At 38.0% G+C, this 16,956-nt stretch carries 15 protein-coding genes; 1 reads left to right on the top strand and 14 read right to left on the bottom strand.

The features are described from left to right. Positions 1 to 302 precede the first annotated feature (302 nt). The 13 genes from OK414_RS02225 to OK414_RS02165 all read right to left on the bottom strand — a co-directional run bounded on the left by OK414_RS02225 (position 303) and on the right by OK414_RS02165 (position 14,379). On the bottom strand, positions 303 to 1,316 hold the full coding sequence (locus tag OK414_RS02225) for a C40 family peptidase (protein ID WP_263046136.1): 1,014 nt from the start codon (positions 1,314 to 1,316) through the stop codon (positions 303 to 305). Positions 1,317 to 1,348: 32 nt separating this feature from the next. Then, positions 1,349 to 2,422, bottom strand: a complete 1,074-nt coding sequence (locus OK414_RS02220; protein WP_034654668.1) for a dipeptide epimerase — start codon at positions 2,420 to 2,422, stop codon at positions 1,349 to 1,351. 60 nt (positions 2,423 to 2,482) lie between these two features. Continuing rightward, entirely contained in the window at positions 2,483 to 3,649 is a 1,167-nt protein-coding gene (locus OK414_RS02215) for a DUF819 domain-containing protein (RefSeq protein WP_263046135.1), read from the bottom strand. Between the two features lie 93 nt (positions 3,650 to 3,742). Beyond that, complete coding sequence (locus OK414_RS02210) at positions 3,743 to 4,066, bottom strand: DUF3870 domain-containing protein (protein ID WP_013081578.1); 324 nt, start codon at positions 4,064 to 4,066, stop codon at positions 3,743 to 3,745. Between the two features lie 503 nt (positions 4,067 to 4,569). Continuing rightward, positions 4,570 to 5,307 carry a glycerophosphodiester phosphodiesterase gene (locus tag OK414_RS02205; RefSeq protein WP_095380503.1) on the bottom strand — a complete coding sequence of 246 codons (738 nt, stop codon included), beginning with the start codon at positions 5,305 to 5,307 and terminating at the stop codon, positions 4,570 to 4,572. Between the two features lie 86 nt (positions 5,308 to 5,393). Beyond that, complete coding sequence (locus tag OK414_RS02200; protein ID WP_013081576.1) at positions 5,394 to 6,734, bottom strand: ABC transporter substrate-binding protein; 1,341 nt, start codon at positions 6,732 to 6,734, stop codon at positions 5,394 to 5,396. Positions 6,735 to 6,747: 13 nt separating this feature from the next. Continuing rightward, positions 6,748 to 7,560: a carbohydrate ABC transporter permease gene (locus tag OK414_RS02195; RefSeq protein WP_047933226.1), complete on the bottom strand. Its 813-nt coding sequence runs from the start codon at positions 7,558 to 7,560 to the stop codon at positions 6,748 to 6,750. After that, positions 7,557 to 8,492, bottom strand: coding sequence for a carbohydrate ABC transporter permease (locus OK414_RS02190; RefSeq protein ID WP_216877175.1), 936 nt, complete (start codon positions 8,490 to 8,492; stop codon positions 7,557 to 7,559). Before OK414_RS02190 ends, OK414_RS02195 begins: the two co-directional genes overlap by 4 nt. Further along, positions 8,489 to 9,604: an ABC transporter ATP-binding protein gene (locus OK414_RS02185; protein ID WP_263046134.1), complete on the bottom strand. Its 1,116-nt coding sequence runs from the start codon at positions 9,602 to 9,604 to the stop codon at positions 8,489 to 8,491. Before OK414_RS02185 ends, OK414_RS02190 begins: the two co-directional genes overlap by 4 nt. 20 nt (positions 9,605 to 9,624) lie before the next feature. Beyond that, the gene (locus tag OK414_RS02180; protein WP_016762890.1) at positions 9,625 to 10,203 is read right to left on the bottom strand and encodes a glycerol-3-phosphate responsive antiterminator; all 579 of its coding nucleotides are present in this window, start codon (positions 10,201 to 10,203) and stop codon (positions 9,625 to 9,627) included. A gap of 242 nt (positions 10,204 to 10,445) precedes the next feature. Then, positions 10,446 to 11,441: a biotin synthase BioB gene (bioB, locus tag OK414_RS02175; protein WP_047933219.1), complete on the bottom strand. Its 996-nt coding sequence runs from the start codon at positions 11,439 to 11,441 to the stop codon at positions 10,446 to 10,448. Between the two features lie 147 nt (positions 11,442 to 11,588). Further along, positions 11,589 to 13,814: an alpha-galactosidase gene (locus tag OK414_RS02170; protein WP_034654657.1), complete on the bottom strand. Its 2,226-nt coding sequence runs from the start codon at positions 13,812 to 13,814 to the stop codon at positions 11,589 to 11,591. Between the two features lie 19 nt (positions 13,815 to 13,833). Further along, positions 13,834 to 14,379, bottom strand: a complete 546-nt coding sequence (locus OK414_RS02165) for a hypothetical protein (RefSeq protein WP_230586593.1) — start codon at positions 14,377 to 14,379, stop codon at positions 13,834 to 13,836. Between the two features lie 321 nt (positions 14,380 to 14,700). Here OK414_RS02165 and OK414_RS02160 point away from each other — a divergent pair, with 321 nt between their 5' ends. Next, on the top strand, positions 14,701 to 16,014 hold the full coding sequence (locus tag OK414_RS02160; RefSeq protein ID WP_095380501.1) for an APC family permease: 1,314 nt from the start codon (positions 14,701 to 14,703) through the stop codon (positions 16,012 to 16,014). A 132-nt stretch (positions 16,015 to 16,146) separates the two neighbouring features. Here the strand turns inward: OK414_RS02160 and OK414_RS02155 are convergent, their stop codons facing one another. Then, the gene (locus tag OK414_RS02155; protein WP_013081567.1) at positions 16,147 to 16,938 is read right to left on the bottom strand and encodes an EcsC family protein; all 792 of its coding nucleotides are present in this window, start codon (positions 16,936 to 16,938) and stop codon (positions 16,147 to 16,149) included. Positions 16,939 to 16,956 lie beyond the last annotated feature (18 nt).

The raw sequence follows: 16,956 nt of genomic DNA, 5'->3' as shown, positions 1-16,956 counted from the left end.
AAGCGACTTTATTATCTTATCAAGTTATCAACGTAATGTCAACAACTTTTTAAAATTCTTTTTTCAGCTTCGCTGTTAAGAGTATGTCTCAACGACGCTTTATAATAATATAACGCTTTGCATATAAAGTCAATATGTTTCAAGAAGAAAAATGTTTTTTTCTCTTGTTTAATTTCTTCCCTTACCGAGAAGTAGTTAAACGTAAATAAACTAAATTTTCTAATTTTTCATCTGTAACCTATATGTAATCTATATTAAGAAAGAAGCTCTTCACAAAAAGAGCTTCTTTCTTATCTTACTGATTAAGGTAAATAACGACGTGCACCTGCATACTCTTCAATATATCCCTTTGTGTTTAAAGGAATAATCTCTACTGTCCGCTCGGAGTTCGGCGAATGAATCATCATGCCATCTCCAGCATACATCGCTACATGGTGGACGCTTCCTTTTCCTTGGTTATAGGCAAAGAACAATAAGTCTCCAGGTTGAAGGTTGTTCATATCTACTGGTTTCCCTGCTCGAGACTGTGGCCCTGAGTCACGTGGAATCGTAATACCATGGGATTGGTACATCGTAAACGTAAATCCAGAGCAGTCAAATCCAAAACCACTCATGCCAGCCCATAAATATGGAAGATTTAAAAATGCCTTTCCACTTTCAACAAGCTCCGTGCCAGTTGGTACAGGAATATCTTTTTGAGACGCGTAGATTTTTCCTGCTTTTGTAGAAATCCATGCTGTCTTTCCATTTGGTTTTAATACTTTATATGCACTCTTTGACTTTGCCACAAGAGGTAAGCGCGTATTATAGCTAACTTCAATACCTTTCTTTTTCAAAGAAGGCGAATGATATAAATAAGTAGTCGGAGCCGTCACCATTACAAAAGGCTTCTTTGCATACTGTTCGTACCTTTTGCTATAGATTAATTGTTTAGTAGGCATCCATCCGGGATATCCTAATTCATTTCGAGAAGTAGGCTGTCCGTCTACAGCTACTTTGACCCAGTCTCCTTGTTCGTCTAAAACCGTTACTTTGTTTCCATATAACGCTTGTGTCTCAAGCATCCCATCGCTAGATAACTGCTGCTTCTGTTTCAAATTCATCGATGTGGTCCACTTTCTCATATCTACAGGATTAGTAGCTGACGGAGCGTCCACTTCCCGCAAGATGTTTGGTGCTGTCCACAGAGTAGCTGCTGCGACATCTATATAAGCAGTTTCTTTTTCTTCAGAAGCATGAACAGAAGGAACTGCACTGACCCCAAATGTAGCTAAAATAACTGTTGTTGCCGTTAAAAGCCAACGCTTTATATTCATCGTCTCTCTCCTTCTACTATATTACTATCCTTTTATTTTGAGATAGGAACGGTGATTTCTCCTATTCCAGGAAGATCTGATAAGAAAATCTCTTGACCGCTGTACTTTAACACATCCAGTTCAGTTGAAAGCCAAAGAGGAGCATCTAAGTCAAAATACGTGATATTCGGATGAGCGGCTGCCAGATGAGCAGCTGCTCCCACGGAAAGTGATGGTTCCATCATGCTTCCAATCATACATGCAACACCGTTCGCCTCAGCAATACTTGCGATTTTTCTTGCTTCATTAATTCCTCCGCACTTCATTAGCTTAATATTCAAAAGATCCACGTACCGCCCGCTTACAAGCCTTAATGCATCTTTGGAAGAAAATAGACTCTCATCTGCCATAATGGGTACGTTTACTCGTTCAGTCACAAACTTTAACCCTTCCCAATCATGAGCAGGGACAGGTTGTTCTACCAATTCAATACCAAAGTTGAAAGTTTCCATTTTATTAATTAATTGCACTGCTTGTTTTGGAGTCCACCCTTGATTTGCATCCAAACGAAGTTTTACATGATCCGGAATGACAGAGCGAATATGTTTAATACGCTCAAGGTCTAGCTCAGGAATTGAACCTACCTTTACTTTTAAAATGTCAAATCCGTCCGCTGCACTTTTTTGTGCGTCTTCAGCCATTTTCTCAGGTGTATCAACACTTATCGTCATACACGTAGAGATAGGCTGCTTATCGCCCAAGAAAGCATATAAAGGAATGTTAAGAAACTTTGTATAGGCATCATGCAAAGCGATATCAGCAGCTGCTTTAGCACTTGAATTGTGAATACAGCAGCTTTGAATTTTTTTTAAGAGTTTTTGAAACTGACGTATATCCTCCCCTATTAGCGCTAGTTTAATAGGTCCTTGAAGTGCAGCTTGAATGCCTTCTAAAGAATCGCCTGTAATAACATATGTTGGCGAAGCCGCTCCTTTTCCTTTTATTCCGTTTTCTAACTGAATCTCTACACTTATGCTGTCTATCTCTGTTGCTGTTCGAAGCGCTGTTTTAAACGGAACGAGCAGTGGAACGGTTTGATGCTTTACAGTTATGTCTTTAATTATCATTTCAATCGCTTCCTTTCGATTCAGCACAAATATTCTTTCATACGTATTTTTGGTTTATTCTTAGATCGCCCCTAAAATTTTGGCGATCATCATACCAAAATAAGTACCTAAGAAGGAACCCATCAGAGCCATAATAACTCCTACCGGAATTAGTGCACGGTTATAGGCAGCTGCAAGCATTGGAGCAGACGCCATTCCACCAATATTAGCTAAACTTGCTACTCCGAGCGTAAATAAATCATATTTAAATAGTTTAGCTAGCAACAGCATGATCACTAAGTGCACGAACATAATAAGAAAACCAGATACTAAGTAAATAGGAGCCTGAGCTAAATTTGAAAAATCTGATTGGGAAGCAATTAACGCTACAACGATGTATAACATAACGTTTGATACATCGAGCGTACCTGGAATTTTTGCCGCTGGGGTTACAGCAAGCACTAGACCAACCACAGAAGCAATCATAATCGTCCAGCTCGTTGCATTAATAACCGCTCCCACTTCAGGCAAACGCCCTCCGATAAACGTAGAAAATGCTGAAACGAACAAACCTAGACCAAGTAAGTAAAGAAGATACTGAAACTGCGGGCCTTCTTTTTCGCTTTCAGAAGTTGCTGCGACTTCATCTATACTATTCTCAATAAAGCTGACGTCTGCTTTTGTCCATTTATTAAATTTAGATGCAAATGGTACAAGCCAAAACATAAACATAACCCATACGGCATAGTTAATCGTATCCATCATAAGAGCGTAGCCAAATATATTTTCTGGAACATCCAAAATCCCTTGGAGAGCAACCATGTTAGCTGATCCTCCGGTCCAACTTCCTGATAAAGCACCAAAAGCTTTCCACGTGTCCTCTACATAGAAATTCTTAAAGATGGCATAGACGAGGATAAAACCTACCATTATGCTAAAAACCGCAACGATGAATCCTCCCAGCATTCTTGGACCAAGTTTAATTACACTTCGAACATCACACTTTAACAGCATAAGCATCAGCATGGCCGGAAGCAGTGCATTTTTAACGCCCGTATACATGGCGACATTTGATTCGCTATCCCCAAATACCCCTGCCGTTTGCATAAGAGCAGCTCCTATATAAATAAGTACAATACCCGGGATAAATTTAAAAAATCGATTGGCTTTAAATCTTTTTTCAATCCCTACCATGAGCGCAGCAAAGGCAGTTAACACACTCACATACATAAATCCATCTTGAATCATTTATTCTTCCCCCTTCATCTCCACGAAAATATTTTTATACAAAACAAAATCCAGCCCAACGTTTGAAAACGTCAGGCTGGATTTCGTCTAGGTCTATGTAGACAAAGCAGCTGTTATTTGCTGATATTTTTTCTGTGCATCATGAAACGCTACCACCAGCGCTTTTTGGGAAGACCCGAAGTAGCGGCTGTTAATGTCGTCTGTAAGGGTGAGATCACTTATATGACGTCCAATAAAAATTGATTGAACAAATCGAACGGTCAACTCAATCGTCGCTGAGCATTCCACATCAATAATTTTTCCATTTGTTTTATCAACTACCAGTCCTAAAAAATACTGATTGAACTTTTTAGTAATCGGATTGCTTTGAGGAGCTTTGGCATCTCCAATAATATAGATAGTATCTTGATCATACATGATTTTTTATTCCTCCTAAAAGAGATAACAGACGATGCTAGGGACCAGCAAATGAACGTTTGCGGAGCTACGCAACATGTATTCGCTTTCATAAGGAACATTATAATCTATTCTCAATATATCATCTATAAAACAATTTCACAACATAACTTTTATACTATTCAGAATAAAATAATATTTTTTCCAAAAAAAGAGATTGAGACATAACAAACTTAATCCAACCTAAAGACGAACAAATGGGAGACATGAGCCGAACCGCTTGTTACACCGCAGTTGATTTCCATGCAAGACTTCGCTTTCCGCGGGCGGTGGCTGAGCCTCCTCGTTGCTTGCGCTTTTTCCGCAGGAGTCTTCGCCTTGCCCTCCAATCAACTGCTAGAAGGACCGAAACAGATGAAACTCACGTTCACCACAACAAAAAAACGAACCACTAATCAAACATGTTGATCAAGGGTTCGTTTTTCACTGTGGATCAAGTACTTTTGTCACAGCTTCTTTCTACGTCATCCTTTGAACATGGTAGAGGAAAAACGGTTAGGGTAATCTGTCATCACGACTTTTACTGAAACCTGCTGGAGCTTTAAAAAATTATCCATTTCATTAATCGTATATACCCGCAAGTCTAATCCTTCTTGCTTTGCTTTTTTCCCATACGCAGAAAGAGCAAACGACATATCACAGTGTAGGTGCGCTCCTATCGATTTTGCTTTTCCAATCGCATCTTCGCTCACCCCTTCAAATAAAAAACCTGTTGGTATATATGAATGGAGAGATCTCACTTTAGCCAAACTATCATAGTTAAAAGATGACAAAATAACCTGATCTTCTAAATCAAACTCATCGATTAGACGAAGAACTTTTTCTTCAAGTTTTGGATAGTAAATTCGGTCATTTTTTAATTCAATATTCACCGTTAATTTTGTCTTTTTGTCCATCATCCACTCAAACACTTCTACTAATGTCGGAATCCATTGTTTAGAAAAACGAGAGTCATACCAACTGCCAGCATCGAATAAACGCAGCTGTTTGTATGAAAATTCTTGAACATACCCCATTCCATTCGTCGTTCTGTCAATTCGTTCATCGTGAATAACTACTATTTCCCCGTCTTTTGTTAATTGTACATCTAATTCAATACCTGCAACTTGCATTTTCCTAGCTTCTTCAAATGCAATCATTGTATTTTCAGGATATCGTCCGCTAAAGCCGCGATGCGCATAAAGATCAATTGAACTATTCATTGTCCTCTATCTCTCCTAACTAGTCATTCACTAAGTAAAAAGCTCGTCCTCAAAATAACTTGAAAGACGAGCTTCGTAATCATACGTTATTTTTGATTGGCTACTTCTAATGCTCTATTTGTTTCTTTTGCTGCTTGATCAAGCGCTTTTTTTGGCTTTACTCCTTGATATAGGCTTTCCATCCCTGTTACTACTTTTTGACGCGATTCAGGAAACACAGAAATTAAAGCACCTTGTGTAGCTGGAGTAGGCTTTGTTTCACGAAGCTGATCAACCGTTACTTTTAACTGCGGATATTTCTCCCACTCTTTTTTCACAATATCTTGTTCATACGCTTTTGGGTTAACTGCAAAGTATCCACTTTCTACGTGCCATTTTGCTTGAACTTCTGGTGTTGCTAAATATTTCATGAAGTCCCAGGCTGCTTTTGATGTTTCATCACTGATTCCTTTAGACATCCATAAAGATGCTCCGCCAATAGCTACTCCTTGGCGATCCTCTTCTTTTGGGACAGGAATATAAGATACGCCTACATCAAATGGAGCATTGTCTACTAGTGTTTTAATACCTGCTGATGAGTCCAGGAACATTGCAATTTTTTTAGATTGAAATGCTGCGCGCATATCATCCCAGTTTTGTCCTACATTGTAGAATGTACCTTCTTTATACATATCATTGATTAAATTAAATGCGTTTTGTCCTTCTTTTCCATTAAATACTGCCTTCTCAGCATCACCTTTACGGCCGTTTTCGTGATCTACATACAAGCCGCCCTGAGAAGCAACTAGCTCTTCAAAGAACCATCCATAATTTAGAATTGAAAAACCGTATTGCGATGTTTTATTTCCTTGTTTTTCTGTTAATTTCTTTGCAGCCGCCTTTAATTCATCATACGTTTTTGGAGGATTTTCAGGATCTAACCCTGCTTTTTTAAAGGCATCTTTATTATAAACAAGAACAGGTGTTGAAGAGTTGAACGGCATTGAGTATTGCTTTCCATCTACTTGGTAATAGCTTGAAATGTTTTTCTCCCACTGTGAAGTATCATAGTGGTCTTGATCGATAAACTTTTGAACAGGCTGAATCTTACCGCTGTCTATCATGAATTTTGTTCCCACTTCGAACGTTTGCATAATAGCCGGTGCATCCTTTGTTCCTGCTACTGTGTTAAATTTTGTTTGTGCTTCTTCATACGTTCCTTGGAAAACAGGCTTTACTTCGACTTTGTCCTGAGATTTGTTGTACTCATCGACAATTTTATTGAGTGATTTTTCAAGGTCACCGCTCATAGCGTGCCAAAATACGACTTCTGTTTTACCTGATGCTGTTTTTTTTGTTTCTTGCGCTTCCGAAGAACCAGTTGAATTTGAGCAAGCACCTAGAATAACTAGCAAGCATGCCGTTACGATAGCCAATATCTTTTTCATCACATTCACTCTCCTATTTAATTGCACCTTGGGTTAATCCTTTTTGAAGACGTTTTTGACCTAGGAATAATAGTAATAATGTCGGTAAGATTACAACAATGACAGCGGCCATAACCACTCCCCAATCAGTTGAAATCTCCTGTGTTTGCATTTGCTTTAAACCAATCTGAACGGTACGAACATCCTCTGTATTTGTCACTAATAGTGGCCATAAATACATATTCCATGTTGTTAAAAAGCTATATACACCAAGCGTAACTAGACTTGTTTTAGACACAGGGAGCACGACGTTCCAAAAGAAACGAAAGCGGCTGATCCCTGCAACTTGAGAAGCTTCATATAACTCATTCGGAATGGTTTTAAACTGCTGACGCAACAAAAATGTCCCAAACGCTAAAGCAAAAAAAGGAATCGTTAATCCTAAATAATTGTTAATCCATCCTAGCTTTTGTGCTGTTAAAAAGTTAGGAACCATCGTTGCTTCCCATGGAATCATCATCGTAGAAATAAAGAGAAAGAAAATAGCATCTCTTCCTTTAAATTTAATAAATACAAATGCAAAAGCTGCCAAACTTGAAACTAACAGCTGCCCGGCCATGACAAAGATAGACACAGCAAAACTGTTAATTAAATAATGAAGCAGCGGAACTTTTTCAAAAGCGTCCCGATAGTTTTCAAATGAAAAAGATGACGGCCAAATCTTCCCTTCTAACACTTCCGCTCCACTCATAAAACTAATGGAAAAAGCGTATAGGATAGGAAACATCAATACTAAAGTAGCTGCAATGAGTAACAAATAAGTTGTCCATTTTCTCGTGATGCTCATTGATAATGTACCTTCCTTTCTCCAAGCTTGAATTGAAGAGCGGTAACCAGTAGAATACAGAAAAATAATATTGTAGCTTGAGCACTTGCAGAGCCAACATTGTAGTTTACAAATGCATCTTTGTAGATTGAATAAACAATGACATTTGTGGAATCTGTAGGTCCGCCTTTTGTTAAAATGTCAATTTGTCCAAACGTTTGAAACGCGTTAATAAAGGAAACCGTAATAATAAAAAACAGCGTTGGCGAAAGCATAGGAAGCGTAATTTTACGGAGCTGATACCAATAGCTAACTCCAGCAATACGCGCGTTTTCATACAGCTTTCCATCAATATTTTGCAACCCGCCAAGTAAAATTAAAAAGGTAAACCCAATGTTCATCCAAATCGTCGAGATAGACACAGCAACCAATGCATACTTAGGATCTAATAACCACTGCACGTCGTGAATCCCTACAAGGTTTAATACTTTATTGATAACCCCGATTGTCGGATTATACATAAACATCCAAATCACAGAAGAAGCCGCTACGCTCATTCCCATCGTAGATGAAAACATTGTTCTGAAAAAACCAATTCCTTTTAGCTTTTCATTTGCGATTAGCGCTAGGAATAAGGCAATAACTAAGCCAATAGGTACTGTGTAGAGTACAAATAGAAAAGTAGCTTTCATACTTTGTAAGAAATTAGGATCTGTAAATAGATATAAGAAATTTTGCAGTCCTACAAAATTCAAGGGATTTCCCTGTGTGTCCGTAATAAAAAGACTTAAATATAATGTCTTAATCATTGGGTAGAAAAGAAATACACTAAATAACAGTAATGATGGCAGTAAATAAGCTAGTCCAACAATGATAGTAGGCATTGATTTTTTTTCTTTTGGGTTTGCTAAAACAGAAACAGGTGAGTTTGCTGTTTTGGTAACAGCACTCATACTAATGCCCCCTTTACAGTTAAATCTTCTGCTGATGGTTCGTAGTGCAAGCATGATCCTGTATCGCCATCAAATAAAAACAGGTGTTTTGGATCGATAAAAATAGGAACTCGCTCCCCCACCTTTATAGTCCATTGACCGTTCCACTTAGCCATCCACTGCTTGTCACCCATATGAAATGTAAGCAGTGTTTCCGTGCCTAGAATTTCTACATTATCTACTTCCACAATAAAACTCGTATTATCGTTTGTGGCAAGCTGTATATGCTCAGGTCTCACTCCAACCACAACTTCTTTTTTACCGTTAAGGTTACTGTGTGGTGTACTCATAGAAATAGCTCTTCTATCTTCAAAAACTAGTAAGTTATTTTCTATAGAAACGTTTGATAAATTCATAGGGGGAGAACCTATAAAAGATGCTACAAACGTGTTCTTTGGTGCATTGTAAATATCAAGCGGACGTCCAACTTGTTGAATATTTCCTCCATTTAAAATCATCATTCGATCCGCCATCGTCATCGCCTCTGTTTGATCGTGCGTGACATAAATCATCGTAATACCTAACTTACGCTGAATCTGGCGAATTTCTGACCTCATTTTCGCGCGCAGCTTCGCATCTAAATTTGATAACGGCTCATCCATCAAGCAAATAGGCGAATGAGTAACAATAGCACGTGCAAGCGCTACACGCTGACGCTGTCCTCCCGAAAGCTGTCTAGGCTTTCTCTTTAGATATTCACTTAAACCAAGCATCTCTGCTGCTTCCCTGCAGCGCTTTTGCTGTTCTTGCTTTGAAATTTTCTTTGTATGCAGGCCAAAAAGAATATTTTGTTCCACTGTCAAATGCGGATATAAGGCATAGTTTTGAAACACCATTGACAAATCGCGCTGACTTGGAAGCAGTTTATTTGCTTTTACATCTCCAATTAGTAGCTCTCCCTGCGTGACTTCTTCCAATCCGGCAATCATTCTCAGCATTGTACTTTTCCCACATCCGGAAGGACCTACTAGTACGAAAAACTCTCCCGGTTCAATTGTGAAGTTAATATCTTGAATAACATTTGTTTTTTGATCGTATGACTTCCCAATGTTAACTAGCTCTACTTTTTTCATTAAAAACGCTCCTTTCTCTATCATTCATATTTTTTCCACAACCATGATTTCCCTGTAGAAACTGCCGTAGCTCCCGCTTTTAAAGCAGCTTGGATATGGCTTTCATTTTGAATGAGTCCACCTGTAATAATAGGGATACTTGTTTTTTTAACGACTTTCTCTATCATCTCCGGAATTAATCCTGGCATTAGTTCTAATGCATCCGGTTTAATATCTTGAACGGTTTTCAACCCTTGTGCTACCGCGTCTGTATCCACTAGAAACAGCCGCTGAATAGCAACCAGTCCTTCTTGCTTTGCGTAATTAATGAGTGAACTTTTAGTGGTTACGATACCTGTAGGTTTTACAAACTTAGCAAGGAATTTAAGCCCTTCTCGGTCATAGCTAATCCCTGGAATTTTTTCAACGTGTAAAAAAACCGTTCGATTATGCTGTTTGAGTAAATCTACATAGTGTTTAATCACACTAATATTGCCCGTTAATAAAAAGGCGGCCTGGATCTCTGTTTCTAAAAATTGTTCTAAATTTTTCGGGCTTTTAATGGATGCAATCAAACGGTCTTGCCCAAGCTGTTGTAAGAAATCTGCTTCCTTATTCAAAACGATGCCTTCCTTTCATTCACAAAAAACCACAAAAAACGCATAGGGTATTGATATAGACCTATTGTTTTTTGTGGTTTCTCAATTTCATAACCTTAGTAACTATTCACTTATCGTTCACATGTTTTATAATAATGGTTATTTATGAAGGAAATATAAAGAAGCTGTTGAGTTTTGTAAAAAAACCGTATAGTTCCTGTAAATCGCCTAAAAATCAAAAAGCCGTTGATTTCTCAACGGCTTTACAGTGCACATTCTTCAATTTCAAATCCTAAATCTTCAATCAGACCCCAGTCAGCTGTAGGTTCTTGACCTTGAGTCGTTAAATAGTCACCTACAAAAATTGAGTTTGCAGCAAACAAACCAAGCGGCTGAAGTGATCTGAGATTGACTTCTCTGCCTCCTGAAATTCGAATTTCTTTCGTTGGATTTACAAAACGCATCATCGCTAACAGCTTTAAGCATTGCATTGGCTTTAACGCCTTTTTGTCTTCTAGAGGCGTTCCTGGAACGGCAACAAGAAAGTTGCATGGAATAGAATCTGCATCTAACTTTTTAATTTGAAAAGCTAATTCCACGGCTTGTTCATTTGTCTCGCCCATTCCAAAAATCGCACCGGAACAAGGTGACAAACCTGCTTTTTTAGATGTAGTAACCGTATCAACTCGATCTTCATAGCCATGCGTAGAACAAATATTGTCATAGTTATCAGCGTGAGTATTTAAATTATGATTATAGCGATGAACACCCGCCTCGACTAGTTCGTGTGCTTGATCATCTGTTAAAAATCCTAGACAAGCACAGATTTTTAAGTCTGTCTTTTGACGGATCTCTTTTACCGCTCCCACTACGTGCGCTACTTCTTTATCCGTAGGGCGGCGGCCTGATGCCACGATACAATATGTACCTGCTTTTCTTTTTTGAGCTTCAAAAGCACCTTCTATAATTTTCTCTTTTGTTAACCACGCATACTTATCAATCGGCGCTTCTGATACGATCGACTGCGAACAATATCCACAGTCTTCTGGGCATAAACCCGATTTAGTATTAATAATCATATTAAGCTTTACTTTTTTTCCATAATGATGATGACGAATTAAGTACGCGGCATTCATGACCTCTAACACTTCTTCATCCGGTACATAAAGAAGTTGAAGCGCTTCATTATATGTAATTTCTTTCCCTTTAATAATAGACTGAGCAAGTGCTTTCCAATTTCTTAAACTTGTGGTTTCCATCGATTCCCCTCCACTTTAGTAAACTAAAAAAATATAAAGTTAACAATTATAACTAAAAGTTACCATTACTTCTCCTTTTATGTCAACACTGTATAAATAATAGTTAACTAAAAAAGCCGCTTCTATGATATAGAAGTGGCTTTTTGCTTATTGTGCTTGCAGTGTGTAAATAACCGATACAAAGTCTCCAGATTTTTCAGCGTATGCTTCAACACCCGGATACTCATGAGTTAGAGCAATACCTGCGTACATGAGCTCATCTCCATAAGCTGTTTGATCTGTTTCCATCACTGTATATTCATAATCAGGATGAAGCCCTTTTAGCTCAATGTGTTCGTAAGAAGGATTTGGTCTAGACAATACTTGATAATAACCGATGATTGCCTGTTTTTGATCGGATGAAACAACCATCCAGCTCGTCACATTTCCATCTTGTTCAAACGGACTTTTTAAACGATAGAATATGCCATTTTGAATAAGGGATCGGTGTTTTTTATAATACTGAATTTGTTGTTTTACAGTTTCTTTTTCATCTTCTGTCATCAGCGTAACATCTAACTCATAACCAAATGCGCCAAAATACGCAACGTCTCCTCTTGTTTCTAGACTTGTTACTCTGCGTACTTGATGATTTGGTACGGCCGATACGTGTGCTCCCATTGAACTGATTGGATAGGCAAAAGACGTGCCGTACTGAATTTTTAGACGTTCAATCGCGTCCGTGTTATCACTCGTCCAAGCTTGAGGAGCATAATAAAGCATTCCCGGATCAAATCTAGCGCCCCCGCTTGCACATGATTCAAATAAAATATCCGGAAACTTCCTTGTTAGTCGCTCATACAAGTCATACACACCTAAAATATAGCGATGTACTACTTCAAACTGACGGTTCGCGGGCAGCCCTACAGATCCAATCTCCGTTATATTTCGATTCATATCCCATTTTATATAAGAGATAGGCGCTTCACTTAAAATAGCTTCCATTCGTTCATAGATATAATTCACTACTTCTTCTCTTGAAAAATCAAGCACGTATTGATTTCGTCCATGAGACTGATGACGATTTGGCACATGAATCAACCAATCTGGATGCTTTTCATACAAGTTGCTTTGCTTTGAAATCATTTCAGGTTCAAACCATAACCCAAAGTCCATACCTAAATCCGTTACTTTTTGAGCCAATGACTTCATACCGCCCGGAAGCTTATTTTCATCTACAAACCAATCTCCAAGAGAAGTTGTATCATCGTTACGTTTACCGAACCAGCCGTCATCCAATACAAAAAGTTCAACGCCTAGCTTTTGCGCTTCTTTGGCAATATGTACAATTTTCTCTTCGTTAAAATCAAAATACGTCGCTTCCCAGTTATTGATTAAAACTGGTCGCTCCAAATCCCGCCATTTTCCTCTAGCAAGACGCTTGCGATAAAGCTCATGATACTCTTGGCTAAGGCCGTTTAGCCCGCTATTTGAATAAGCCAGTACTAGTTCTGGTGATTGAAAAGTTTGTCCCCTTTCTAGTCGCCACTGAAAATCAAAAGGATGAATGCCGATCGTTATTCTTGATACATCATAATGATCTACTTCCACTTGTCCAAGAAAGTTTCCGCTGTATACAAGACTAAAACCATACGCTTCTCCACTGTGTTCAGTTGCAGCTGGATTCTTTAAAATTAAAAATGGGTTTTGCTGACTGCTGCTTGTACCTCTCGCACTAGAAATACTTTGAATACCTGGCTGAAGCATTCGTGTTTTCACGTGTCTTTCTCGAATCCACGCACCGGAAAGCTGAACCATCTCATAATTTGATGTAGGCAAATCAATGCTGCCGCTCATGATACGCAAAATATCGACTGGTTCTTCTCCTCTATGCTCAAATCGTGCGTGACGCGTAATAATATTTCGGTCTTCGTAAACGGTATACGTTAAAATAAGTGATGCATTGAGCAATTTATCAATCAGTTCAACTTCTACACTCGTGGCTTCACTCTCTTCTTCTACATATGTAGCAGGTAAGCCGTTTAATGGCTTCTTGCCTTTGTAAATTTTATGGTTATCGTATTCAAAATTTGTGATTCGGCTTCCGTTTTGTTGAAGAAGTTGATAGGCTGGCTCTCTGAAATCTGTTGTTCCATAAGAAGGATACTCTTGTTTGATTGTTTCAAGAGAAAATGCTAGTTCTCCTTCATATACCGAAGCGCTAGCTCCTCTTGTTTCTACACGTAAAAAATGCTGAAAAGATGAACGGTGCTTAAGCTTTTTTCCATAGTACAAGTGACCAAGCTGCCCGTTTCTCAACACTGAAAAGATATAACTTACATCGCGTCCCTGCAGGTGAAATTCCTTTGTACGTTCATTAAATAAGATTCCCACTTTATCCCTCTCCTTACCATCAAATATCTAACGAGACATTTCCTTTTTCATCTATTGCCGTTGCATGCTCAAAAGCAGATGCTAGATTAATCTCTTTTCTCTCAAACCATTTCGCTAAATCTTTGAATAACTCTTCTGTTTCAACCATTCTTGTGTCTACTCGCAGTTCAGTTTCATAGCTATGAAGAGACCAAGTGCTTTCACTAAATAAAGTCATTTCTACATCTAGACACATTTCTTTCCAATTAGTGGCACACAGAATAGGCTGATGCATGTCTGAACATGCAATGGTGTAACGGTTAGAGCCATTCTTATTCATAAAACAATGAACAAAAGAGGCACTCACATCGCCCTTACTAGTTTGTAAAGATTTATATAGTTGGATATCTAACAATGGAACGCTCCATTTTAATTTCATTTTTGGAAGAATTCTTTTTTTAACCGACTTGACCGTTAATTTAATAAAATAAACACCATCTTTTTTCGTTTCATCCAATACGACATGCACACCTGGTTCCTTGTTTATCTCCAAGTTTATATAGGGTGTAGCAATCACTTCCTTCATCTCCTTTACCATCATTCTTAACTTTGTATACCAACAAAAATGTAACCGCATTCAAAAATTTGTTTTCGTATTTATTACAAGTAGATCACCCTAAACGAAGCTTTTTTACTTTCTTTCATTTTATGTAAAATACTTTCTAGACTCAATGGTAAAAATCAAAGTGAAAAAAAGCATTTTTTTGCTTTATCTAGTAATCAATTAAACGCTTTTTATCTCTTAGCGCGCAATTTTCTCTTCTTTTTCAAAAAAAGATGACAAACCTAATAATATAGTATAATAATAAATAATGCAGAATGATTATACACAGAAAGGATGACAAATATGAATCATGAACCTTCTCTTCTTAAACAATTAAAATTATGGCATATCGTCGTGATAGGCTTAGGCTACATGGCACCTATGGCCGTTTTTGATACATTTGGCATTGTAACTGAATCAACAGATGGACATGTTTCAGGCGCTTATGCATTCACGTTGATTGCTATTTTATTTACAGCCATTAGTTATGGAAAAATGGTAAAAGCTTTTCCCGGAGCTGGTTCCTCTTATACATACGCACAGCAAGTAATGAATTCAAGCATTGGTTTTTTGGTAGGATGGACGGCTCTTCTTGATTATCTATTTCTGCCAATGATCAATGCACTTTTGACAAATATTTACCTAAGCTCTCTGTTTCCAGGTGTTCCAAAGGCCGTATGGATTATCAGCTTTGTTGTGATCATGACCATAATGAATATTTTTAGCGTTCATTTAACCGTTTCTTTGGGTACGCTATTAGTTGCTTTTCAAATTTTAGTCGCTATTATCTTTATTATTTTAAGTGCTACAACTCAAGGCCAAGAGCTATCATTTAAACCGTTTATAAGTGAATCGGCCTCTATATCTCTGTTATTAAACGGAGCAGCTATTTTATGCTTTTCTTTTTTAGGATTTGATGCTGTAACCACCATGGCAGAAGAAACACTTAAGCCTGAGAAAACCATTCCTAAAGGGATTCTCATTATTGCATGTACGGGAGGCGCCTTATTTATCACAGTTTCTTACTTTGCTCAGCTCCTTTTCCCTTCAGCCTCTTTGTTTCATGATTTAGAAGGTGCATCAGCGGAAATTGCTTATAAAATTGGCGGCCAGCTTTTTCAATCTATTTTTGTAGCAGCGGCCTTGACTTCAACTATTGCTTCTGGACTTGTCTCACATATGAGTGCATCAAGACTTCTCTATGCAATTGGGAAAGATGGTTATCTTCCTCGGAGAATTTTTGGCTATATTCACCCTAAAACAAAGACGCCTATTTGGAACGTGGTGATTATTGGTGGCCTCTCTTTAATTTCACTAGGTCTGTCTCTTGAAAAAGCTACCTCTTTAATTAATTTTGGTGCTTTAATTGCTTTCAGTTCAGTGAACATAGCGGTTTTTATCCATTATTTTATTCATCAAAATAAGCGGTCCTTCAGTGGATATATTTCATATGTACTTATGCCTTTACTTGGCAGTTTATTTTTGTTTTTTATGTGGCTTAACTTAGAAACAACATCCTTATTTATCGGTATTATATGGAGTATAATCGGAATTATTTATTTACTGATTGCTAGACGAAAAAATACTATTACCATTCCTACTTTTTATTTTGATTAAGGAACTAGACTTAACACATGAAAGCTACATTTACTATACCAATGAAAAAATCCGAACGTATTTGATTCTCAACCAAGAATCAAACTCGTTCGGATTTTTCTTCAACTAAAATACTTTCGTACCAGTCTCTTTTTATTTTTGCGATTGTGAGACTTTTTCCAAAATACGTCTTTTACGATAAAGCATCATTCCAACTTCCCCTATATCGCTAATTGCTTGTTTGTTAATATACGCTCCAAATACCATTCCTGCTATAGGAATCATTTGGAACAGCTTTTTCCAGCCCAAGTTGTCCCTGTAGGTTAGAAACACTTCTCTCCACCCTTGCAGCTGCTGCAAGCTCTGCGTTCGATTTCCGCTTGCTAATTCTTCTAAAATCGCACGTTTCCCTACAATGTCAGAAGACGAAAACTGCATGCATTTGACCATAAAAATTCGTTCCTCTTGCTCAGTGGGGTCGTAACCATAAGAAACAGCCACTTCTTGCAGTGTCTTAAGTGTAAGCCCTAATACAAAAGGAACATCAATAGCTAGTGTAAAAATCCCGCCTATCCCGGTTGTGGCTCCTTGAAGCTGTGCGTTCTTTTTTCGGACTTCAATAAAATGCTCTGCCAATTCATCCATTTCTTGCAGAGATAAATGCTGAATATCCTCTATCGAAAGCTGTTTCTTTTCTTGTAATTGTGCTGATGCTTTTTCTAGCGTGGCAGACGTATTAGCTAAATACTGGCCTCCATTATCAACATACTTAGCAATTTCATCTAATAATTTTTCTATTTTTTGATGAATGAATTTTGGCGTTACTTTATCTAAAGCTGAAAAAGGCAAACGAGCCAGCCGCTCCCAGAAAAAAAGTCCTTTTTGGTCTTTCTCCCACTTTTCAATTTTTCGTAACTCTACTCTTAACTGCTCATGCTCTGACATATCCTCACTCTTTTCCTC

The organism is Priestia sp. JV24 (assembly GCF_025910025.1).
GTDB lineage: Bacteria > Bacillota > Bacilli > Bacillales > Bacillaceae_H > Priestia > Priestia megaterium.
The sequence above is the reverse complement of the archived record's forward strand: the minus strand, read 5'-3'. Positions and strand labels throughout refer to the sequence as shown.